The 21,918-nt window shown below is 66.5% G+C and carries 18 protein-coding genes and 1 pseudogene; 5 read left to right on the top strand and 14 right to left on the bottom strand.

The genetic code is table 11. The annotated features are described in order from the left end of the window. Nucleotides 1–5 precede the first annotated feature (5 nt). Complete coding sequence (gene madC / locus QNM97_RS03785) at nucleotides 6–1,559, top strand: MadC family VWA domain-containing protein (protein ID WP_283821652.1); 1,554 nt, start codon at nucleotides 6–8, stop codon at nucleotides 1,557–1,559. A gap of 678 nt (nucleotides 1,560–2,237) precedes the next feature. After that, a pseudogene (locus QNM97_RS03780) lies at nucleotides 2,238–3,526 on the top strand (HNH endonuclease). A gap of 329 nt (nucleotides 3,527–3,855) precedes the next feature. On the opposite strand, the gene QNM97_RS03775 reads toward QNM97_RS03780, so the two are convergent. The 10 genes from QNM97_RS03775 to QNM97_RS03730 all read right to left on the bottom strand — a co-directional run bounded on the left by QNM97_RS03775 (nucleotide 3,856) and on the right by QNM97_RS03730 (nucleotide 12,759). Continuing rightward, complete coding sequence (locus tag QNM97_RS03775; protein WP_283821651.1) at nucleotides 3,856–4,509, bottom strand: DUF5336 domain-containing protein; 654 nt, start codon at nucleotides 4,507–4,509, stop codon at nucleotides 3,856–3,858. A 172-nt stretch (nucleotides 4,510–4,681) separates the two neighbouring features. Continuing rightward, a complete protein-coding gene (locus tag QNM97_RS03770) occupies nucleotides 4,682–5,341 on the bottom strand; it encodes a TetR/AcrR family transcriptional regulator (protein ID WP_244332319.1) in 660 nt (219 codons plus the stop codon). A gap of 66 nt (nucleotides 5,342–5,407) precedes the next feature. Next, nucleotides 5,408–6,028, bottom strand: coding sequence for a nitroreductase family protein (locus tag QNM97_RS03765; protein ID WP_283821650.1), 621 nt, complete (start codon nucleotides 6,026–6,028; stop codon nucleotides 5,408–5,410). A 58-nt stretch (nucleotides 6,029–6,086) separates the two neighbouring features. Next, nucleotides 6,087–6,782: a methionine ABC transporter permease gene (locus tag QNM97_RS03760; RefSeq protein WP_208792331.1), complete on the bottom strand. Its 696-nt coding sequence runs from the start codon at nucleotides 6,780–6,782 to the stop codon at nucleotides 6,087–6,089. After that, nucleotides 6,779–7,840 carry a methionine ABC transporter ATP-binding protein gene (locus QNM97_RS03755; RefSeq protein ID WP_283821649.1) on the bottom strand — a complete coding sequence of 354 codons (1,062 nt, stop codon included), beginning with the start codon at nucleotides 7,838–7,840 and terminating at the stop codon, nucleotides 6,779–6,781. Before QNM97_RS03755 ends, QNM97_RS03760 begins: the two co-directional genes overlap by 4 nt. Continuing rightward, nucleotides 7,830–8,699 (bottom strand): MetQ/NlpA family ABC transporter substrate-binding protein, encoded by an 870-nt coding sequence (locus tag QNM97_RS03750; protein WP_283821648.1) that lies wholly within the window; start codon nucleotides 8,697–8,699, stop codon nucleotides 7,830–7,832. The genes QNM97_RS03755 and QNM97_RS03750 overlap by 11 nt, the downstream gene beginning before the upstream one ends. A gap of 205 nt (nucleotides 8,700–8,904) precedes the next feature. Next, nucleotides 8,905–9,339, bottom strand: coding sequence for a hypothetical protein (locus tag QNM97_RS03745; protein ID WP_283821647.1), 435 nt, complete (start codon nucleotides 9,337–9,339; stop codon nucleotides 8,905–8,907). Between the two features lie 98 nt (nucleotides 9,340–9,437). Next, nucleotides 9,438–11,342 carry a carboxyl transferase domain-containing protein gene (locus QNM97_RS03740; protein WP_283821646.1) on the bottom strand — a complete coding sequence of 635 codons (1,905 nt, stop codon included), beginning with the start codon at nucleotides 11,340–11,342 and terminating at the stop codon, nucleotides 9,438–9,440. After that, nucleotides 11,339–11,842 carry an RDD family protein gene (locus QNM97_RS03735; RefSeq protein WP_283821645.1) on the bottom strand — a complete coding sequence of 168 codons (504 nt, stop codon included), beginning with the start codon at nucleotides 11,840–11,842 and terminating at the stop codon, nucleotides 11,339–11,341. Before QNM97_RS03735 ends, QNM97_RS03740 begins: the two co-directional genes overlap by 4 nt. After that, the gene (locus tag QNM97_RS03730) at nucleotides 11,839–12,759 is read right to left on the bottom strand and encodes a hypothetical protein (protein ID WP_283821644.1); all 921 of its coding nucleotides are present in this window, start codon (nucleotides 12,757–12,759) and stop codon (nucleotides 11,839–11,841) included. The genes QNM97_RS03735 and QNM97_RS03730 overlap by 4 nt, the downstream gene beginning before the upstream one ends. A gap of 107 nt (nucleotides 12,760–12,866) precedes the next feature. Between QNM97_RS03730 and QNM97_RS03725 the strand changes: the two genes are divergently transcribed. Beyond that, the gene (locus QNM97_RS03725; RefSeq protein ID WP_283821643.1) at nucleotides 12,867–13,328 is read left to right on the top strand and encodes an SRPBCC family protein; all 462 of its coding nucleotides are present in this window, start codon (nucleotides 12,867–12,869) and stop codon (nucleotides 13,326–13,328) included. Nucleotides 13,329–13,372: 44 nt separating this feature from the next. On the opposite strand, the gene QNM97_RS03720 is transcribed toward QNM97_RS03725, so the two are convergent. After that, nucleotides 13,373–14,311: a universal stress protein gene (locus QNM97_RS03720; protein ID WP_283821641.1), complete on the bottom strand. Its 939-nt coding sequence runs from the start codon at nucleotides 14,309–14,311 to the stop codon at nucleotides 13,373–13,375. 80 nt (nucleotides 14,312–14,391) lie between these two features. On the opposite strand from QNM97_RS03720, the gene QNM97_RS03715 reads away from it, so the two are divergent. Beyond that, a complete protein-coding gene (locus QNM97_RS03715; RefSeq protein WP_283821640.1) occupies nucleotides 14,392–15,351 on the top strand; it encodes a 1-phosphofructokinase family hexose kinase in 960 nt (319 codons plus the stop codon). 91 nt (nucleotides 15,352–15,442) lie between these two features. On the opposite strand, the gene sucD is transcribed toward QNM97_RS03715, so the two are convergent. Next, nucleotides 15,443–16,345 (bottom strand): succinate--CoA ligase subunit alpha, encoded by a 903-nt coding sequence (sucD, locus tag QNM97_RS03710; protein ID WP_208792340.1) that lies wholly within the window; start codon nucleotides 16,343–16,345, stop codon nucleotides 15,443–15,445. 13 nt (nucleotides 16,346–16,358) lie between these two features. Further along, a complete protein-coding gene (gene sucC / locus QNM97_RS03705) occupies nucleotides 16,359–17,522 on the bottom strand; it encodes an ADP-forming succinate--CoA ligase subunit beta (RefSeq protein WP_208792341.1) in 1,164 nt (387 codons plus the stop codon). 407 nt (nucleotides 17,523–17,929) lie between these two features. Between sucC and QNM97_RS03700 the strand changes: the two genes are divergently transcribed. Then, nucleotides 17,930–19,144, top strand: coding sequence for a M23 family metallopeptidase (locus tag QNM97_RS03700; protein WP_283821639.1), 1,215 nt, complete (start codon nucleotides 17,930–17,932; stop codon nucleotides 19,142–19,144). A 24-nt stretch (nucleotides 19,145–19,168) separates the two neighbouring features. On the opposite strand, the gene QNM97_RS03695 is transcribed toward QNM97_RS03700, so the two are convergent. Continuing rightward, on the bottom strand, nucleotides 19,169–21,751 hold the full coding sequence (locus QNM97_RS03695; RefSeq protein ID WP_283821638.1) for a UvrD-helicase domain-containing protein: 2,583 nt from the start codon (nucleotides 21,749–21,751) through the stop codon (nucleotides 19,169–19,171). Nucleotides 21,752–21,918: the final 167 nt, after the last annotated feature.

The following is a 21,918-nucleotide window of genomic DNA, read 5'->3' as shown; positions in this document are numbered from 1 at the left end:
CGACAATGGTTTCCCCGCAACGGCATTCGCGAGTGTCGACCGGTCCACGCGACGATACACTGGATAGGCTGGCGGTGCTGTTCGGCCGGGTCCTGCGCGGATCGGGCGTCGCCGTGTCACCGGCCGAGGTGATCGAGATCCGTCGGGTACTCGACATCGTCGGCGGTGACAACGATCACCTCCGCGCGGCACTGCGGTCGGTCAGCGTCAAATACGGTTACGAATCAACAGGATTCGATCGTGCCTTCGACGCCTTCTTCGGCGAAGGACGGATCGACGGCGCAGACGAGGCGCTCCCCCGACCGCGTGGCGCCGCCGCCGACCTGCCCGACGACGTCGAGTGGGATGAGGACTTCGCCGGCGCCGGCCGCCGGATCGGGGCGGACGAGCACACCGACGACATCGGCGGCCTCCTCGTCGACGACCCCGACGCCCGACAACGCCACGGTGAGAGCGCACACCGGGAGGAGAACGACTTCACCGTGTCGGCGGGTACCGAATCACTGGGCGTCGACCAGGATTCCGCGTCCGTGTCGGGTGGAGTCACCTACACCATCGAGGTGGATGAGGCCGATTCGTCGAGCGTCGGCGAACTCGTCGGAAGTGCCGCACGGGTACACGGCAGCCCGCTGGGAGTCGCCGGCGCACAGGCGATCCTCCACGCCCTCGCCGATTTCGACGCTCGACGCGCCTATGGCACCGACGGCACAGATGACCTCGACGCGGCTGCGCGCGCCGAGTTGGAACGGGCACTGGAGGCGTTCGTCGACGCCCTGGCGGCGCGACTGGATCTGGCGGCGCAATCGGATGTCGGTGTCGATTCCGCCGATTCGTCCACTGGTCCCCTGTGGTCGGATCAAGCCGACATCGATCGCGCCTGTCATCGACTCGTCCAACGTATGCGCGGTGCTCCCCGGAAGGTTGTTCGACGCACCGATCACGGCGGCCTCGACATGCGCCGCACCATGCGTGCGGCCGTGGCCACCGATGGTGTGCCGGTGCAACTCTGGCGGCACACGACCCACGCCGGACCCGTCCGCCTGCTCTTGCTGGTGGACGTGTCGTTGTCGGTGCGACCGGTGGCGGGGTTTCTGTTGCGGCTCGCCCAGACCCTTCATCGTCACGGCGAGCGCTGCGAGGTCGTCGCTTTCGTCGACAGACCAGTGCGGGTCACCGACGCCCTGTGTCTCGGCAACGACGATTCCGCACTCGCGGCAGTACTCGCCGACGACGATCTCGACCTCGCGGCCACCAGCGACTACGGTTCGATGCTGACCGAACTGATCGGCCGTCACGGCGACCTCCTCGGCCCCCGCACGTCGGTGATCGTCGCCGGCGACGCTCGTAGCAACGGCTTCGACCCCCGCGTCGACCTCCTCGCCGAGCTAAGTCGCCGCGCGCACCGGCTCGCCTGGATCACCCCCGAACCGCGCCGCTACTGGAATCAAACCGGTTGCGCGCTGACTGATTACATCGAGTACTGCGATGCCTTCATCAGCGCACGCGACGGCACCGAGCTCGTCGACCACGTCGACGAACTCGCCGCCGCCCTTCGCTGACTCCCCTCCGCCCCCTTCCCACCCGGGACACCCATCGATGACCCCGATCGTTCACGCTCTTCTCCGGCGGTCGAGACCTTTCCCCCTCTGTCGACAACTTCCCGACAGTCGAGAATTCTCCCCCGACGGTCGAGAACTATTCCCCCCGATGGCGGAGAGCTTCTCCCGTCGTCGAGAACTTTTCCCTCGATCGTCGAGAACTTTCCCCCCGATGGTCGAGGTGCGAGCCGCGTGCGGCGAGCCTCGCGACCCGGTGAGATAACCAGCCTCCCAACCACATCCACCACCCGAGAGCCGAACGCGAGCCGATTCTGCAGACGCCCCCGCTGCACCAGCCGCGTCCGCAAGGTGGGGCCGCGAACTCATCACTCCCGACAGTCAACCCCTCCCCCGACGGTCAAGGCGCCTTCCCCGATGACCGAGTGCCCTTCCCCCGATGGTCGAGGTGCACGGCGCGCCAAGCGCCGGGCCTCGAGACCCGGCGAGACAACAAGCCCCCCAACCACATCGAAGCAAGGCCAACGAAACCCACACTCCCCTACCACACCCCACCGACAGAAAATCAGCACCGAAACACGTTGTCCACAAGCAGAATTCACCAAAACACCCCTTGCATCGAACACCCTGGCGAGGTACACACTGAACCCATCACACCGGTCAGCCACCGGGGAGGGGCCCATGATCGACTCCACTACCATTCTTGACGCGGAAACCGTTGACGCCGAGGCAGTCTTCGCCGCCATCGTCACCCAACTCAGCGACCTGCAATGGAACCCGGACATGACCGGACCCCAAGCCTTCGGTGCCATGAAACAAGTCCTGCTGTTGCGGAACCTGGTCGATCACCACGCCACCACCCTCACCGGCGAACTGGACCGACTGGGCGTCGCCGACCACAAAACCACCCGGCTACGAGAACTGTTGATCCGCATGGGTTTCGCGCCCTCGGTCGCGGGTCGGTATGTGCGGATGGCTGCCGCCACCGATGTGGATCTGTTGTTGGCGCACGCGGCGGACGGGTCTATCTCGTCGGAGCACGCCGATGCCATCGTCCGCGGGTTGGCGCACATCGACACCCGATGCTCCGAACCACTCGACACCGTCCAACGCTGCGAGTTTCTGCGGAAACTGCTGTCGCACTACTTCGCCGGATTCACCCCCGCCGAGATCAACCTCTACGCGCGGCAGCTGGGTAACGAGTTGGCGGCCGACACACCTGGCGGGTTACCAGCGGCGGAGGACAAGACGATCAACTCCTACACCGACCGCATCACCGACGACGGACGGCTGGAAATCTCGGCGAACCTCGACATCATCGCCGGGGAAAGACCCGCACCCTGATGGAAACCTTGTCGGCGCCCAAGCCGCAGCCCGATGGGTCGCCCGATCCGCGGACGCCTGAGCAGATCTGTGCCGCCGCGTTCGAGACGATCGTGGAACTCGCGGCACAAGGACTTGCGGACACCACCTTCTCGGCGAAACCCACCAACGGGTTGTTGTGGACGTGGTCAGCCGACAACCCGGCCCTCGGTGGGGACCTGCAGAACATGGGTCCGATCACCGAAGCGACCGCGAAAATGTTGTCGTGTGACACCACCATCACCAAAATCATCCTCAACACCGACGGCGCACCCCTCGACGTCGGACGCCAGGAACGCTTCTTCACCCCCGGCCAACGCAAAGCACTACTCGTCAGGGATCGCGGATGCATCAAATGCGGTGCCCACGCCGGCCGCTGCCAAGCACACCATGTGCACCACTGGGCCGACGGTGGTCCCACCGACCTCGACAACGGCTGCCTGCTCTGCACCAGCTGCCACGACGACGTCCACCACCACGGCTGGGACATCATCATGGGATTCGACCGACACCCCTGGCTCATCCCACCCGCCAGCGTGGATCCGAAACGACAACCCGTACCGTCCTACCACCGACGCACCATGCGACTCGACGACACCGCAGCCTGACCTACCCTGCCCCACAACCTGATTCCCCGCACCCGGCCGGCCGGGACCGCATCTGTTGTCTGAGAACCCCATAGCGAAATCCCCACCCGATGGTCGAGGTGTTCGAGCATCCGTGGCCCCGGAAGCCCTTCAGCACAAGGGGTCTCGAGGCTCGTCGCTGACGCTCCTCGGCACCTCGACCATCGGGATGGGACACCATCGGACGGGAAGGGCTTCAGCGTCCCTCGACGGCGAGTCGCCTTCCCCGATGGTCGAGGTGCGAGCCGCGTGCGGCGAGCCTCGAGACCGCCTGCGGCAGAGCTGGAACCGGACCACCGCAGCTCAGAAGCTCAGCTTCTGTTCACACCACCGAGTACCGCAGCAGCCAAAAGGAATGCCACCTGAAGGAACCCGAAGATCAACGCGACAATCGCGCCGGCCCCGACTCCGATGACGGGCACCGACGTGGTGGTCACGGCGGCGGCAAACAAGGCGAGCCATGCGCCTGCGGCGATCACGGCGAGAAAGGGCACGGCTTTACGGAATCGCGGCACCAATACCACCGCAGCAGCGACACCGATCGCACCCAGGATGATCAGGAATTTGCCGGGGTTGAGCACGATCTCGTACGAGGCGAAGCCTGGTACCCCGGAGTTTCCGTTCTCGAAGTTCTGACTCCAATTGTCGAGTTGACTTTCGCTGACGTTGTTGTCGACCACAACCCAGCTGACGAAACCCATGAAGTAGGTGATCAGCCCGGTGACCGCGGCGGCCACCAGCAGGATCGAGGGAAGTTGAGCGCGGGCGTCGAACTGCCGTCGAGGTGCGGCGGGCGGGGCACCCCACTGTTGCCCCGGCGTCGACCACTGCCCCGATGGCGTTCCCGGCTGCCCGAACCCCTGCGTGGGTGCCGGGCCGCCGTGCTGGCCCTGCGGGGCGGTGGGCTGGGCGGGATACCCGGCCGCCCAATTCTGCTGGGGATTGTTCGGGTCACCAGGATTCACTGCTCGTCCCTTTCGGTCGGCGAAACTCTCATTCGCGACATCATGTGCGTGTCAGCGTAGAGCCAGACCTGGACATCGGTACCCACAGCAGCGCAGATTCATTCGTCGGACCGTCACACCCCAGAACCGTCCACACCCCAGAACCGTCACACCCCAGCACCGTCACGTGCCATCAGGGCGTGACGGGCACCCGTAGCGCCGCGAGCGCCATGGCGCGCAGCAGCGACCGCAATCTGTCGGGATCAAAATCCGGGAGACGTGGCGAGGAGTTGAGCAACCCGAACATGGCGTGCACTCGAACGCGAGCCTCCTGGCGTTCGAGTTCGCGGCCCTCGTCATCCGACATCAGGACGTCGACCCAGTCTTCGACGTAGCGTCGCTGCAACCGCCGTACCTCGTGATTGGCCTCCGGGGTCAATGAGGAGAGGTCACGGTCCTGGACCGCGATCAGATCCGGCTTGGTGACCAGGACGTCGATGTGGAAGGCGATCAGCGCATCGAGGGTCTCGGCCGGCGAGCCGCCGCGCTGCACGACCTCTCGTCCGCCGGTGTAGAGACGACGACTGATGTCGAGCAGCATCTCGTCGAGCAGTTCGGTTTTCGACGAGAAGTGTCGATACATCGCCGGCCCACTCACGCCGACCGCTCCCCCGATGTCCTCGAGTCGCACCCCGGCGAATCCGCGGTCGGCCATTTGACTGGCTGCGGCCGTGAGCAGCTCGGCACGGCGAGCCGCCTTGGCAGCACTACGACGATTCGACGGACGCGGACCGCCCGAGGCCACCCCGGAACCCGAATCCGGGGTGGTGTGGGCAGACTCGGCGGACGACATGGTGATTCTGAACTCTACCGGCTCACCTCGGCGGCGGCGGCACTCCACTGCCCCGGGCACCGCGTCTCACCACTTGTTGACGTGCAGCACTTCGTCGAGGGGTTTGCGCCCGGCAGGCTTGAAGTCGGCGCCCTTCGTGTAGGCAACAGGCAGCAGAACGCCCTGGTGGACGGTGGGCGGGATACCCAGCAGCTCCGCGACCTCCTTCTCGTAGGTCAGGTGCAGCGTCGTCCACGCCGACCCCAGACCACGGGCACGCAAAGCCAGACCGAGACTCCAGGCGCCGGGCAGCAACGAGCCCCAGACGCCGGCTTGATTTCCGGCCGGCAGATCGCCGCCGGTATAGATGGCCCCGATCACCAGTGCGGGCACCTTGCCCATGATGTCGGCGAGATACTGCGCGCTCGACGCGACCCGACGGGCGGTGTCGTCGGCGAGTGTGCGCTCGGCGGAGTACGCCGCGAACGAACGCGCGTAGTAGGCGCCGACCTTCTCCTTGATCTCGGGATCGGTCAGCACGATCCAGTGCCAGGTCTGGCTGTTGGATCCGGTGGGCGCCTGCAGCGCGACCTCCAGGGCCTCGGTGATCACCTCGAGCGGAACGGGCCGATCCAGATCGAGCCGTTTGCGCACCGAGCGGGTGGTGGTCAGCAATTGGTCGGGGCCAAGCGGGAGTAGCTCTGTCATCGGTCACCTCGTTGTTCGCGTCTGGGTTGCGTGCGTGTGGAGCTGCGTGGCGACGGGCTCAGCGATGTCGTGCGCGGCGGGCCAGCCAGTTGCCGAAGTACTGTCCCACCTGTACCAGAATCACCAGCAACGCGATGACGACAACGGTCAGTTTCCAGTCGAACTGCTGGTAGCCGTATTGGAAGGCGAAATCTCCGAGTCCCCCTCCACCGACATAGCCGGCCATCGCCGACATGTCCACGATCGCGACGAAGATGAAGGTGTAGCCCAGTACCAGTGGCGCGAATCCCTCGGGCACCACCACCGTCAGCAGGGTGCGCACGCGACCGGCGCCGCACGCGCGGGCGGCTTCCACCACTCCCGGGTCCACGGAGACGAGACTCTGCTCGACCACTCGGGCGATCACCACCATCGCCATCAGTGTCATCGGGAAGATCGCCGCCTCGGTACCGATTCGGGTTCCCATCACCGTCTTGGTCAACGGCGCGATGGCGGTGATGAAGATGATGAACGGTATCGGTCGGACGATGTTGACGATCACGTTGAGTCCGTTGAAGATCCACACGTTCGACCACAGGTTCCCGGGACTGGTTGCATACAGCACCACACCGATCAGCAGTCCCAGCGCGCCACCGATCAGCAGGGTGAAGCCGACGAGCTGGAAAGTCTCCCCGATCGCCTGGAAGAGCAACGGGCGCAGTTCGTCACCGAACACCCGGGTGAAGCCGTCGGCGGCCAGTGCGCTGTGGCTCATCGGTTCACCTCCTCGTGTACGACAATGCCGGTGGCGGTATGACTTTCGCCGATGACTTCCTCGAGCGCCGAATCAGGGGCGTGGACCTCATAGGTCAATGCCCCAAACGGGCGGCCGCCGAGATCGGCGATTCCACCGTGGATCACCGACGCGGTCCCGCCGGCCCGGGCCACCGCACCGGTGAGATCGACGCGGGCGACATCGTCGCGGACCTCGACGGTGACGAGCCGGCCCGAGTGCCGAGATCGCAACGCGGCCAACGTGTCCGCGTCGGGAACGCCGGAGACGGCATGCCGCAGCAGGCTGCGGGTGACCTCCGAGCGCGGGTGGGCGAACACCTCATAGAGGTCGCCGTGATCGACGAGTCGCCCGTCGGCGAGAACGGCGACCTTGCCGCACACCTCGCGGACCACATCCATCTCGTGGGTGATCACCACGATGGTGGTACCCAGATCGGAGTTGATGCGACGCAACAGTGTGAGCGTGTCGTCGGTGGTCTGGGGGTCCAAGGCGCTGGTGGCCTCGTCGGCGATGAGGATCGACGGCGAGGAGGCGAGCGCCCGCGCGATGCCCACCCGCTGCTTCTGCCCGCCGGACAACGCCGATGGCCACGCCTTCGCCTTGTCGGCGATTCCGACGAACTCGAGGAGCTCGGTGATGCGTTGTTGTCGAGCGGATTTCGGCACGCCCGCCACCTGCAGCGCAAATCCGACATTGCCGGCGACGGTGCGCGAGTTGAACAGATTGAACTGCTGGAAGATCATGCCGATCTGGGTTCGGAAGGCGGTGAGTTCACGCTCGCGCGCCCCACCGTGGTCCCGTCCGTCGACCAGGACATGACCACCGGTGGGCCGTTCGAGTCCGTTGATCAGACGCGCAAGCGTCGACTTCCCCGCGCCTGACGGCCCGATGATCCCGACGATCTCGCCGGCATCGATGCGCAGACTGATGCCGTCGAGCACCGCAGGTGCATCCTTGCCGAAACGCTTTGCGACGTCCACGAACTCGATGGCGGCCGGGCGCCGGGCCTCCCCGACGGGGACGGGCTCAGGAGCCATTGGCCCGCACGTCGGATTCCAATCCCTTCACGGTCGCCTGCAGATCGGCAGGCGAGTTCGTCTTGATGACCCCGGACTCGCCCAGGGACTTCTTCACCGCCGCGATCACCTGGGGATCGTGGTAAATCTGCACCAGCTTGGCGTAGGTGGCGTTGTCCTTGTCTGCGGCGCGGGCGACGAACGCATTGATGTAGGGCTTGGAGGCCTCAGCATTCGGATCGTCGGAGGCGATGATCTGATCTGCGGTCAGTTTGGCCGAGGTCGCGTAGTTGTTGTTGACGATCGCCGCGGCCACCGAATCGAGATTCGCGGCGGTCTGGCCGGCGTCGACGGCGATGACCTTCACCTTGGATCGCGCCTGATCGATGTCGGCGGGCGTGGAGAAAGCGTTGCCCGGCTTGGTCAGCGTGATGAGTCCGGCCTGCGCGAGCACCAGCAGTCCGCGTGCCTGATTGGTGGGGTCATTGGGGATTGCGACCTGCGCCCCCTGCGGGATCTCACCGACGGACTTGTACTGAGTGGAGTACAGCGGTAGCGGGTAGACCGCGGTCGCGCCGATCGGCACCAGATCCTTGTTGTTCTTGGCATTGTAGGTCGCCAGGTAGAGCAGGTGCTGGAACTCGTTGAGGTCCAACTCCCCCTCGGCGAGTGCGGGATTGGGCTGATTGTAGTCGGTGAAATTCACCAGCTCGACGTCGATGCCCGCAGCGGAGGCCTTCTGCTTGAACACATTCCAGTAGCTTTCGGACGCGTCGGCGACCCCGATCTTCACCGCCTGCGAATCGTCCCCGCCGCACGCGGTGATCACGCTCGCGGCGGCGATGAACGAGAGCAACAGGACGAGAATCCGCGATCGCACGGCAGTACCTCCACTGAACTGGTTCGAGAGACAACCTCAGGAACGCTAGCGTCCGATTCGCGTGATTGATGACGTCGAGATCGGGCGCGACCCGATGTCGCCGAACCCACCTGGGACGATGGCCGTGCACGCGATTGCGTTCAGTGTGGGTCAAATGCGATGGGCACCGGACGGAATGTCTGCCAGGCGCCGGTGATGCGTGCGGTCAGCTCCGTCGGAATTGAGCCCGGGTCTCCGGATCGCTGGTGTCGACCGCGGTGATCGACTGGTCGGAAAGGGTGAGCTGCCACTCGTTGTCCGAGCACTGGCCGTAGGTGACGGTCGCCGTGACCACCACGTGGGTGGCGTCGCGCGAGGTCTCCTTCCACGTGGCGCCACAACGGCCGGGGATGTCGATGGTCGCGAGGAACGGCTTGTCGGTGACCACGCCGAGCTGCGCGCTCTTGGTCTCACCCACCGACGTCCACGTCCCCGTCCACGCGCCCGACAGCGCGCTCGACGTCGGCGTATCGATCGCGCCGGCACTGGAGGTCGGAGCGGTTCCCGTGGTGCTCGTCGAATCGTCACCGCAGGCACTCAGCCCCATCGACAACGCCACCGCCGCGATCAGCGGTGCCATGATGCGTCGGCTCACCGACATGGTTCCCTCCCCGGTCGACCCCCGGCCACGAGTACGGGCCGCTCTGTCCAATAGCGCACCGCAGCTTACCAATACACGAGGTCCATCCATCACCGGCGTCACAGCATCCCGTGCCGGTCGAGATGGTCGAGCAGCCCTGGTGTCAGTGGGAGCGCGCGCATCTGTTGGTGGTCGAACCACCCCGCGTCGTCGGCATCGTCAGCGGCGACGACGTCGGTGGTCAGCGGGGTGGCCACGAAATCGTGGACCTCGTAGACCACGCCGGCACGCCGATCGGGGATGTCGACGACCCAGGCCTCGCGGATGACCTCGATGGCAACGCCTGTCTCCTCGGCGATCTCCCGGATCACGGCCTGCTCCAACGTCTCTCCGGGCTCGACCTTGCCGCCCGGCACCGTCCACATACCGGCCTGCGGCTCATGTCCGCGCTTGACCAACAGAAATCGTCCGGCCGCATCCCGCACGACGGCACCGACCGCCGGGATGCGTGTCGCCGACCCGGGTGACGACGGGGCGGCGGGGACACGGGTTCGGGCAGCAGGGTCCGGCACGGACAGCGCGTGCAGTTCGTCGGCGATCACCTCGCGTATCCGCGTCGCCGCTGCGGCCAAGACGTCCCCTGCATCCCCGTCCCCCACCTCGTTCACCGCAACGATGCGGTCGAACACCCCGACCCCGGCCAGCTCGACCGCCAGGATCTGCTGTCCCGCAGCGATATCGGCGGCGTGAGCGATGTCGCGATGGACAATCAGACTGGCCCCCTCGGGTGGCAGTGGCGACAGCCACGCATCCGACACCGCGACCCGTCGATCGGTCGGGAACAGCGCGAGCGCCGCCCCACCTGAACCCTGTCCGAGCAACACCGAGACGGTCACCGACGGCAAGCCGATGAGTTCGGCTGCGCACCGGGCGATCTCACCGGCGAGTCCGTCTTCCTCGGCGGCGACCGACAACTCGGCGCCAGGGGTGTCGATGACGGTCACCACCGGGAGCCCGAGTTCGGCGGCGAAGGTCAATGCGCGGCGCGCCATACGCAGGTGGTGCGGTCCGATCAGCTCGCCGGCACGCTGCCGATCGGCGTCCTGTCCGATCACCAGTGCGGGTCGGCCACCGAATCGGCTCAACGCCACCATGATCGGCCCGCCTGCTCCCACCAGAGCAGACCCCGGCACCGCGATCAGTTCGCGGACCCCGACGCGTCCGGGACGCCGGGTCGCGGTCACCGCCGACCACACCGATGCGGTATCTCGCACCGCGGGGCTCACCGGATCATGCTGTGAAACAACGGATTGCGACTCGACAGCACCATCGGTCGCGCGCTCGCTAGCGAGCGCGTCGAGGACGCCGCGCAACCGGTCGCGGAGGTCTTCCGGTGCGACGACGTCGTCAACGATGCCACGACGGGCGAGATTCTCGGCGCGTTGAACGTCGTCGGGGATCGGCGTGCCGACGAGTCCGGCAACGACCCGCGGCCCCAGGAAGCCGACGAGCGCGCCGGGCTCGGCCCAGGTGATCGCGCCGAGCGACCCCCACGACGCGAACACCCCACCGGTGGTGGGATGACGCAGGTAGATGAGGTAGGCCAGACCGGCCGCTCGATGCCGGGTCACCGCCCCGCTGATCGCCGCCATCTGCAGGAAGGCCGGGGTGCCCTCCTGCATGCGGGTACCGCCGGAGCACGGCAGGCCCACCACGGCGAATCCGTGCTCGGTGGCGCGTCGGATCGCCGTGGTGATGCGATGGCCGGCAACGTGTCCGATCGAACCGCCGAGGAAGCCGAACTCGCTGACGATCACCACCACCGGTGTCCCGCCGATCCGGATGAGCCCGGTCCGCACCGACTCGTCGACCCCGGATTTCTCGGCGGCGCGGCGCAATTGATCCTGGTAGGTGTCGGTGACGACGGTGGGCGGCGGTGAATCGTCCCACGGCTCCCAGGAATTCGGGTCGGCGAGCATGTCGATCAGTTGCGTCGCCGAGGGATGTTCTGCACGCCCACTCACCGCGAATACACCACGCGCGTACGCACCACCAGATCGGCGACCGAGCGACGACGTGGATCGACGATGACCCACAGCAACCCGACCGAGAAGAACACACAGATCAAGGCGCGGATCAGCGCCACCGGAAGCCGAACGCGCGGTTTGCCTTTCCGGCTGACCAGACGCAAACCCATCACCACCGACCCCAGGGTGCGGCCGGAGACGCACCAGCAACCGGTCAGGTAGATCACCGACACCGCGACGAAGGTCGTCGCGGTGAAGAACGGGTTCGCGGCCGGCAACGAGAACTGGTGCACGTCGTAGATCAGACGGGCCATCAGCCAGCCGACATACAGTCCGCCCATCACCGCGAGCACCAACAGCAGGTCGAGGACGGCCGCGATCGCTCGGCTGACGATCCCGGCCGAACGATCGGTGTCGAGGACGATGTGCGGACGCACGATCGGATGCCCGGCCGAATCGTGGTGCGACGCCGAATCATTCTCCGACTGCGACGTCATCGCGGCGCACCGTTTCGTTCCCCACCGTTCTGGGCCCCACCGTTCTGGGCACCACCGTTCTGGGACTCATCGTTCTGGGACTCACCGTTCTGGGACTCATCGGCAAGCGCGGCGTCGGCGACCCGGGCGGCCACCTTGCGTCGCAACAACCGGTTCACCAGGTCGGCCACCGCGTCGTCGGCGCGTTCGCTGCTGCTGCGCACGTCGGTCATCACCTCGGTCGTCACCGACGTACTCGCCTCGCGGATGATGTCGGGCAGGTCGACGCCGTCGATGATCTCGTCGGCGAGACCGATCAGATCGATGCGGGAGATGATGGCGTCGATGTCGACCCGCTCCACGGCGCCATCGAGGTCGACGCGCGTGACGATGGCATCGATGTCGATCTTGTCCAGGATGGCGTCGATGTCGAGGTGGTCGATGATCGCGGCGATGTCGACCGAGTCGATCACGGCTGCGAGGTCGACGGCCGCGATGACGGCGGGAAGGTCGAGTCCCCCCACGATCCTGGGTAGGTCGAGGCCGTCGAGCAACGCCGCGATGTCCACGCGACCGATCACCGCGTCGAGGTCGAGACTCGCGATCAGGGCGTTGATGTCGATGTTGCGGAGCACCGCGTCGAGATCCACCGCGTCGACGACCCGATTCAGATCGATGGCACCGACGAGCGGCGTGAGGTCCATCGAACTCAGCTCGTCGACCACGGCGTGGATCACCGCCCCGATCGAGGTGCCCGCCGCCGCCGTGGCGAGGGTACCGACGCCGTCGAGGACCTCGTGTGTGGTGCGCCGCGCGACGCGCACGACGTCGCCGGCGACCGGTACTCGCTCGGCGGCGTCGGCCGCGGCGGACGCCACGTGCCAGGGCATCTGCAGCATCGCCGCCAACCCGCCCGGCCGGGATCCCGTGTCGCTCACCGCCGGATTATCGCACGCACCGCGACCGCACCCAGGGGATTGCCGCGATGACTTTCGTGGTGATCGGGGGTCATACTCTCAGTCCGATCCACAGAAAAGGAAGCCCGATGGCCGAGAACTACACCGTGGTGCGACGCACCTCGATCGCCGCGCCCGCCGCCGAGATCCACGCTCACATTCATGATCTGCATCGTTGGGTCGATTGGTCGCCGTGGGAGGGCCTCGACCCCGATATGTCGCGAACCTATTCCGGAGCCGAGCTCGGCGTGGGTGCTCGCTACGCGTGGTCGGGAAATCGGAAGGCGGGCAGGGGCACCATGGAGATCCTCGAGGACGTCGCGCCCGCGCACGTGGCGATCCGGGTCGAGTTCGAGAAGCCCATGAAATCGACAAGCCTCAGCGCCTTCGACATCACCGAGAACGCCGGCGTCAGCGAGGTCACGTGGACGATGACCGGCAAGCATTCGCTCTTCAGCCGGGTGGCCGCTCCGCTGGGCTTCTTCGACACACTGCTCGGCAAGGACTTCGAGAAAGGACTTGCGCAGCTCAAGGCCGTCAGCGAATCGTGAGCTCCGCCCCGGGGTGTCGCATCACCCCACGGTCACAACGCATTTCAGCGGCTGACCTCGGAGTGCACGATCGTCACCGGGCACGGTGCGGTGTGCAGGACGGCTTGGCTGGTCGATCCGAGGAGTAGCCCCCGGAAGCCGCCGCGCCCCCTGCTCCCGAGCACGATCAGCTGGGCATCCCCGGCGGCCTCGATGATGCGCGGCGCCGGGTCGCCCGCGACGACCACGGTCTCGACGGACACGGTGTCGGCGGGATGGTCGCGACGGTGGTCGGCGAGCTGACGTCCGACGGATGCGGTGGCCTCGTCCCGGAATTGGGCCATCACCTCGTCCTGGTCGTAGAACCCTTCGCCGGAGAATCCCGGATAGGTGCTGACGACCACTAACGTCGTCTCGAGTTCGGTGGCCTGGGTGATGGCGGCCCCCAGGGCTGCCTGCGAGATCGCCGATCCGTCGACGCCGACCACCACCGGCCCGGTCTCGGGTCCGGGACCCGAGACCACCACCACCGGACAGTCGGCGTGTGCGGCAACGTCGGAGCTGACCGAACCGAGCAACAACCCGGCCACTCCCCCACGACCACGACGACCGACGACGAGAAGGTGTGCACCACTGGATATCTCGCGCAGGACGAGGGCCGGCCTGCCCTCACGGACCTCGCCCTCGGCGTCGACGTCCGCCGACACCTTGGTGGCCACGGCGATCGCCTCGTCCACCGCTCGGCGGGCATCGGCGTGCAGCGCCTCTGCCACCGCCGGGGTCATCAACACACCCGGCGCATATCCCGCCGCGACGGTCTCGACGATGCCGATCACGCGCAGGGATCTGTTCTCACGAACCGCGGCCAGCGCGCTCCACCGAAGCGCCTCGAGCGCCGTGTCCGACCCGTCGACCGCCACCACTATCGGGCCATTCACTGCCATGACCCGCTCCTTGCCGATCTTCTCGTCGACCAACTCGCCACCCGAGTTCGTCGCTTCCATTGGACACCACCGCACGGTGGTGACGTAAGGGCCAAAAGCATCTGCCGTCCGAGGCATTCGCGGGGCACCATGGAGAGGAGATGAATTCACCAGCCGCACCACACATCGTGACCGTCACGATGAATCCTGCGCTCGACATCCACAGCTCGGTGCCGATCCTGCAGGCGACGGAGAAGATGCGATGCACCAGCCCCCGATACGATCCCGGTGGCGGCGGGATCAACGTGGCACGAGCGGCGGTTCGGCTCGGCGTGCCGGCCACCGCGGTCTTCACCCGAGGTGGCCCCACCGGAGCGCGCATCGAGGCACTGCTCACCGCCGAGGGCATCGCGACCGGGCCCCTCGACATCACCGGAGGAAGCCGGGAATCGTTGACCGTCCGCGAGGACCGGACCGGCCAGGAGTACCGCTTCGTGTTGCCCGGCCCCGACCTCACCGCCACCGAGGAGCAGCAGTGCCTCACCGCCCTGGACGAGTACGCCCACACTGCAACACATCTCGTGGTGAGTGGCAGCCTCCCACCGGGATGCTCGGACAGCTTCTTCCCGGCGGTGCCGGCCATCGCCGAGCGGCACGGGTGCACACTGATCGTCGACACCCACGGCCCGGCACTGCTGCGCGTGCGCGGCGCGGCAGTGATCAAACCGAGCCTTCGTGAACTCCGTGAAGCACTGGATCTGCCGCTGCCGGACACCGATTCACAGATCGACGCGGCCCGTACCCTGATCGCCCGGGGCATCACCGACGCCGTCGTCGTGTCGCGTGGGGCGGCGGGCGCGCTGGTGGTGACCGCCGATAAGGTGACCGACGTCGCCGGCGTCCCGGTGGCATCCGAGTTCGGCAGTGGTGTCGGGGCGGGCGACAACATGGTCGCCGGGATCACCGTCGCCCTGGCCCGCGGATGGCCGCTGCCCGACGCCGTCCGATACGGTGCCGCTGCCGGCGCCGCGGCGACACTCACCCCGGGAACCGAACCCTGCCGCCGGCACGACGTCGACCGCCTGTACCGGAAGGCACCAGGCTCCGGAGCGCTCGAATGATCGTCACCGGCAACCATTCATCGTTGTTGGACCAACGAAAAACCCGTCTGCACACGAGTTCTCGTGCGCAGACGGGTATCCGACGATCAGATCAGAGAGCCTCGTAGAGCTCCCGGGCCAGCGTGGCGGTCTCGGTCGGCGTCTTGCCGACCTTGACGCCGGCAGCCTCGAGGGCTTCCTTCTTGGCCTGCGCGGTGCCGGCGCTGCCGGACACGATCGCGCCGGCGTGGCCCATCGTCTTGCCCTCGGGCGCAGTGAATCCCGCGACGTAGCCGACGACCGGCTTGGAGACGTTGGCCTTGATGTAGTCGGCCGCACGCTCCTCGGCGTCGCCGCCGATCTCACCGATCATCACGATGACCTTGGTCTCAGGATCCTTCTCGAACGCCTCGATGGCGTCGATGTGGGTGGTCCCGATGACCGGATCGCCACCGATGCCGATGGCGGTGGAGAAGCCGAGATCGCGCAGCTCGTACATCATCTGGTAGGTCAGGGTGCCGGACTTGGAGACCAGGCCGATCGGACCCTTGCCGGTGATGTTGGCCGGGGTGATGCCCACCAGCGATTCGCCCGGGGTGATGATGCCGGGGCAGTTCGGCCCGATGATGCGGGTCTTGTTCCCCTTGTCGACGTTGTAGGCCCACGCATAAGCGCTGTCCTGCACCGGGATTCCCTCGGTGATGACGACCAGCAGCGGGATCTCGGCGTCGATCGCCTCGATGATGGCGTCCTTGGCGAACTTCGGCGGGACGAAGGCGATCGAGGTGTCGGCCCCGGTCTCCTTGATCGCCTCGGCGACACTGCCGAAGACGGGCAGCTCGACGTCGGAGCCGTCCTTGGCGGTGTGGGCGACGGTGGTGCCGGCCTTGCGGGCGTTGACACCGCCGACGATGTTCGAACCGGCCTTGAGCATCAGTGCGGTGTGCTTGGTGCCCTCACCGCCGGTGATGCCCTGGACGATGATCTTGTTGTCTTTGTTCAGGAAAATCGACATGTTCTCTAGCCCCTCACTTGCTCGCCAGTTCGGCGGCCTTGTCGGCGCCGGAGTCCATCGTTTCGGCGAGCGTCACCAGGGGGTGATTCGCATCGGCCAGGATCTTGCGGCCTTCGTCGACCTTGTTGCCGTCGAGGCGGACGACGAGCGGCTTGTTGGCCTCGTCGCCGAGCTTGTTCAGCGCGCCGACGATGCCGTTGGCGACAGCGTCGCAAGCGGTGATGCCGCCGAAGACGTTGACGAAGACACTCTTGACCTGCTCGTCGCCGAGGATGACGTCGAGACCGGCGGCCATCACCTCGGCCGAGGCGCCGCCACCGATGTCGAGGAAGTTCGCGGGCTTGACACCCTTGTGCTTCTCACCGGCGTAGGCGACCACGTCCAGGGTGCTCATGACCAGTCCGGCGCCGTTGCCGATGATGCCGACCTGTCCGTCGAGCTTGACGTAGTTGAGGTCGTTCTCCTTGGCCTTGAGCTCCAGCGGATCGGTGGCGTCACGGTCCTGGAATGCCTCGTGATCGGGATGCCGGAAGTCGGCGTTCTCGTCGAGGGTGACCTTGCCGTCGAGAGCCAGGATCTGGTCGTCGGGGGTACGGACCAGCGGGTTGACCTCAACGAGGGTGGCGTCTTCGGCGATGAACACCTCCCAGAGCTTCTGGATGGTGTTGGCGGCGGCGTCGAGCACCTCGGCGGGCAGCTTGCCCTTCTCGGCGATCTCGCGGGCGAATGCGAGATCGACGCCCTTGACGGCGTCAACCGGGACGCGGGCGAGAGCGTCGGGGTTCTGCTCGGCGGTCACCTCGATCTCCACGCCGCCCTCGACCGAGCACATGGCCAGGTAGGTGCGGTTGGCGCGATCGAGAAGGAAGGAGATGTAGTACTCCTCGGCGATGTCGCTGGCCTCGGCGACGAGGAGTTTCTTGACGACATGGCCCTTGATGTCGAGACCGAGGATGTTCTCGGCGTTCGCCTGCGCCTCGTCGGCGTCCTTGGAGTACTTCACGCCGCCGGCCTTGCCACGTCCACCGACCTTGACCTGCGCCTTGATCATGACGGGCTTGCCGATTTCCTCGGCAATCGTGCGCGCGTCGGCGGCAGAGTCGGTTACACGACCGGGTGTGGTCGGAACTCCGTGCTTGGCGAACAGTTCCTTCGCCTGGTATTCGAAGAGATCCATTCAGCTCACCATTTCGTAGATTTGCCCGCTCGTCTGGGTGTAACGCGGGCCATACGGGACTTTAAACCTGCCGCATATCCGGTTTGAGTACACCTCCTCACCTTGTGCGACAGATCACTCGCTCGGTCGGTGAACGGGCGGACGCCGACCGGGCACCATCGGCCCGGCGAAGAGAGCGTGTTGCGACAAATCCGCCAGCCACCACAGAGAATTCAGCACAATGCGAATGATGTCACCAGCCTGTGACCCAGCTCACTTTATCCCGGGTTTTCACTCCCCAGGGTTGGACTTGCCGCAATCATTTCGTTACCGTCGGCAGGCAGTCTCAGGTCGTAGTGGTCCATTGCGCCACATCCGTAACGCCGAAAGAACGCGGGCACCTGGGTGTATCGCAACCATGAGGTGAGGTGGACGACTTGGCGGAACGTGGTTTTCCAGGCGGGTCGATATCCGGCACCGCGGTCGTCGGCGGACGTCGACGCCGCGACGAGCGGATCGACGATCTCACCGCCGAGGAGATGACCACGATCATCCCCGTCGACCGCAGCGACATCTACTACAACGACGAGACCACGTACGGCGACACCGCCGACTTCGAGTGGGACGTCGATGACTGGGCTCCCATCGAAGACGGCTCGACCTCGGTCGGTCGCCGACGCTCCACGCGCCGCACCACCACTTCGGAGATCACGCAGGACATCCTCATCCCCGAGGGTGAGTTCGACGAGTACCGCCACGACGAGCCCTTCGACGTTCTCGGCGCCCAAGTCGACGAATACGCAGTCGACGAATACGCAGTCGATGAATACGCAGTCGATGAGCACGAGACCGACGAGCGGGTAGGGACGGTCACCGCGGAGCCGACGTTCCGTCGCGTGCCGGCGGGTGCGACGCGGCGTTCGCGCGGCAAGCACCGCATCGCCGCTCCGCCGACCGCGCTGCGCAGCGGACGCGTCGCCCTGGTGGCTGTCGCCGCCGGCGCCGCACTGGCCGCCGCCGCGGTGCAGGTCAACTCCGACGACGACGCCGGGTCGGCCGCGCCGGTACCCACCGCCGATGTCGGGGGCGCCGCAGCCGCCGACACCGGACCCGGGATCGCACCCGCGTCGGCGAACACCCCCGACACGAGCATGTACGGCCAGCAGCTGCAGGTCGGCAAGCAACTCGCCGACGCCGAGGCCGCACGAATCAACGCCTCGCTGCCGCCGGAGTTCGTCTCGCCCGTGCCGCTGGGCCAGTATCAGCTCACCTCGCTGTATGCGATGCGCTGGGGCGTCATGCACGCCGGTCTGGATTTCGCGGCGCCGCTGGGCACCCCGATCCACGCCGCCACCGATGGAGTGGTCCTCGAGGCCGGGCCGGCGTCGGGCTTCGGGAACTGGATTCAGGTCAAGGCACCCGACGGCACCGTCACCGTCTACGGCCACATGTATTCCAACGGCGTCCTCGTCCAGAAGGGTGACACCGTCAAGGCCGGGCAGGTCATCGGCCTGGTGGGCAGCGACGGCCAATCCACGGGCCCGCACTGCCATTTCGAGGTGTGGCTGAACGGCAAGACCAAGATCGACCCGGCACCGTGGCTCGCCGAGCACGGTGTGCGGCTGTCGAACTACGTCGGCTGACCCGCCCGCACCTCTCGGCGTCCCTCAGAGCTTCTCGCCGGGGATTCCGCCGATCGTCAGCAGGGTGATGCGGCCGGTGTTGCCGCCGTAATCGATGACGACCCGCTCGGTCGCCCCGCTGCCCTCCTTGCTGACGACCTTGCCCATCCCGTACTTGGGATGATTGTGCCGATCACCGACGTCGAGCTGAATCTGCTTGTTGCGCCCTCGATTCGGGTCCGCGGAGAACGACGAACGCCCCAGTGCACCACTGGAACCACGATCGTCGCCACGGCCGAACACCCCACCCGAGGATCCGAGGCCGCGTCCGGGACGCCGCCGTTCGGTTTGCCGCCAGTCGAGCAGATGCTGCGGAATCTCTTGCAGGAAACGCGATTCGGGGTTCGACACCGGCTGACCCCAGGATGCGCGGGTGACCGCGCGGGTCAGATACAGCCGCTGCTTGGCCCGGGTGATGCCGACGTAGGCGAGGCGTCGTTCCTCGCTGAGCTCCGCCGGATCTCCGAGAGCCCGCAGATGCGGGAAATGCCCGTCCTCCCAGCCGGTCACGAAGACCACCGGGAACTCGAGTCCCTTCGCGGTGTGCAGGGTCATGAGCGTGACCACCCCCTCGCCGTCGTCGGGGAGCTGATCGGCGTCGGCGACCAACGACACCCGTTCCAGGAAGGCGGCCAGCGAACCGGGTTCGGGCTCTCCCTCGCGCAGTTGCGCCGCTTCCGCGTCGGTACCGTTGTCCACCTCGGCTTGCACGGCTTCGGCCGCATCGCGGCTGAATTCCTTTGCCACCGAGATCAATTCGTTGAGGTTGTCCAGCCGGGCGCCGTCCTGCGGATCGTGGGAACCCTCGAGCTCGGCGCGGTACCCGCTGCGATCGACGATGGCGTCGACGAGCTCACCGATGTCGGCGCCCTCTTCGGTGGCATCGGCGACGGCGACGTCGGAGCCCTCCGTGCCGCCTTCACCGAAGGTGGTCAGGAAGTCGTTGCGCAAACCCTCGATCAGGTCGACGAAGCCGCCGATCTGCTTGACCGCGCGGGTGTTCAACAGCCCGACCTGACCCTGCGCCCCCTCGATCAGCGCCTGGTAGAACGAGATCCCGCGGTTCTCCGAGTGCACGGCGACGCACGCCTCGGCCCGGTCCCCGATGCCCCGACGCGGCGTGTTCAGGATGCGCCGCAGGCTGACCGAATCCTCGGGGTTGGCGACCACCCGCAGATACGCGACGACGTCGCGCACCTCTTTGCGCTCGTAGAATCGGGTGCCGCCGACCACCTTGTACGGGATGCCGTGACGGACGAACACTTCTTCCAGCGCGCGCGATCCGGTGTTGGTCCGGTAGAACACGGCGATGTCGGAATAACTGTTGGACTGAGCACCGCCGATGGTGTGGTCGGTGAGCCGCTCGATCTCGGTGGCGATGAACGTCGCCTCCTCCCGATCGGAGTCGGCGACGTATCCGACGATGAGCTCACCGTCGCCGGAGTCGGTCCACAACCGCTTGTCCCGCCGATTCGGATTGCGGGCGATGACCGCGTTGGCGGCCGAGAGGATGGTCTGCGTCGAGCGGTAATTCTGTTCCAGCAGAATGGTTTCGGCGTTCGGGAAGTCGCGCTCGAACTCCTCGATGTTGCGGATCGTCGCCCCACGGAAGGCGTAGATCGACTGGTCGGCGTCACCGACCACGCACAGTTCCGACGGCGCCAGCCCCGATGACGTGGTCTCGCGGCCGACGAGTTCGCGCACGAGCACGTACTGCGCGTGGTTGGTGTCCTGGTACTCGTCGACCATGACGTGGCGGAATCGACGACGGTAGTACTCGGCGACGTCGGGGTGACTCTGCAGCAGGGCGACGGTCTCACCGATCAGGTCGTCGAAGTCGAAGGCGTTGGCCGCGGAGAGCCGACGCTGATACTCCGCGTAGATCTCGGCGATGGTGCGCGCGGTCGGTTCCTCGCCGGCGGCGGCGTGCGCATCGTCGGGGTCGGACAGTTCGTTCTTGAGATTCGAGATGCTCACCGCGACGCCACGCGGGCTGAACTTCTTCGGGTCGATGTCGAGATCGCGAATGATCATGCCCAGCAGGCGTTTCGAATCGTCGGAGTCGTAGATCGAGAAGTTGGAGTTGCGATTGCCCAGCAGCGCCGACTGGGCGCGCAGGATGCGCACACACGTCGAGTGAAAGGTGGAGACCCACATGTAGGCCGCGCGGGGGCCGACGAGTCCGATGACGCGCTCGCGCATCTCCGCGGCCGCCTTGTTGGTGAAGGTGATCGCCAGGATCTGGCCGGGGGTGACATCGCGTGCGGCGAGCAGATAGGCGATGCGACGGGTGAGTACTGCGGTCTTGCCCGAGCCGGCACCGGCGACGATCAGCAGCGGCGGACCGCTGTGCACCACCGCCGCGCGCTGTTGGGGATTCAGCCCGTCGAGGAGCCGTTCGATGCGCTCATCGGCGGCGGACGACGCGGCGGGCGGCGCGGTGACTGCAGACGTGGTGGCTGCGGACGTGGTGGCTGCGGACGTGGTGGCTGCGGACGTGGTGGCTGCGGACGTGGTGGCTGCGGACGCGGTGGCGGGTGCGGAACTGGGTGCAGAGCTGGTGGTCATCGGTATCTCAGGTTACTCCGGCCCACCGACAGGATTCGTGAGGGCGAAGGCTGCCGAGAGACCTTCGGTGGGTCACCTCCACCGGTTACGATGACCTCGCACCGAATCCGGGGGGGGCCGCGCGGTGCGAGATGGTGTGGGACCGCCCCCATGTGGTCAGGGGAGAC

Source organism: Gordonia sp. L191, from assembly GCF_030077625.1.
Classification (GTDB): domain Bacteria; phylum Actinomycetota; class Actinomycetes; order Mycobacteriales; family Mycobacteriaceae; genus Gordonia; species Gordonia polyisoprenivorans_A.
This window is presented reverse-complemented; position numbering and strand designations above follow the sequence as displayed.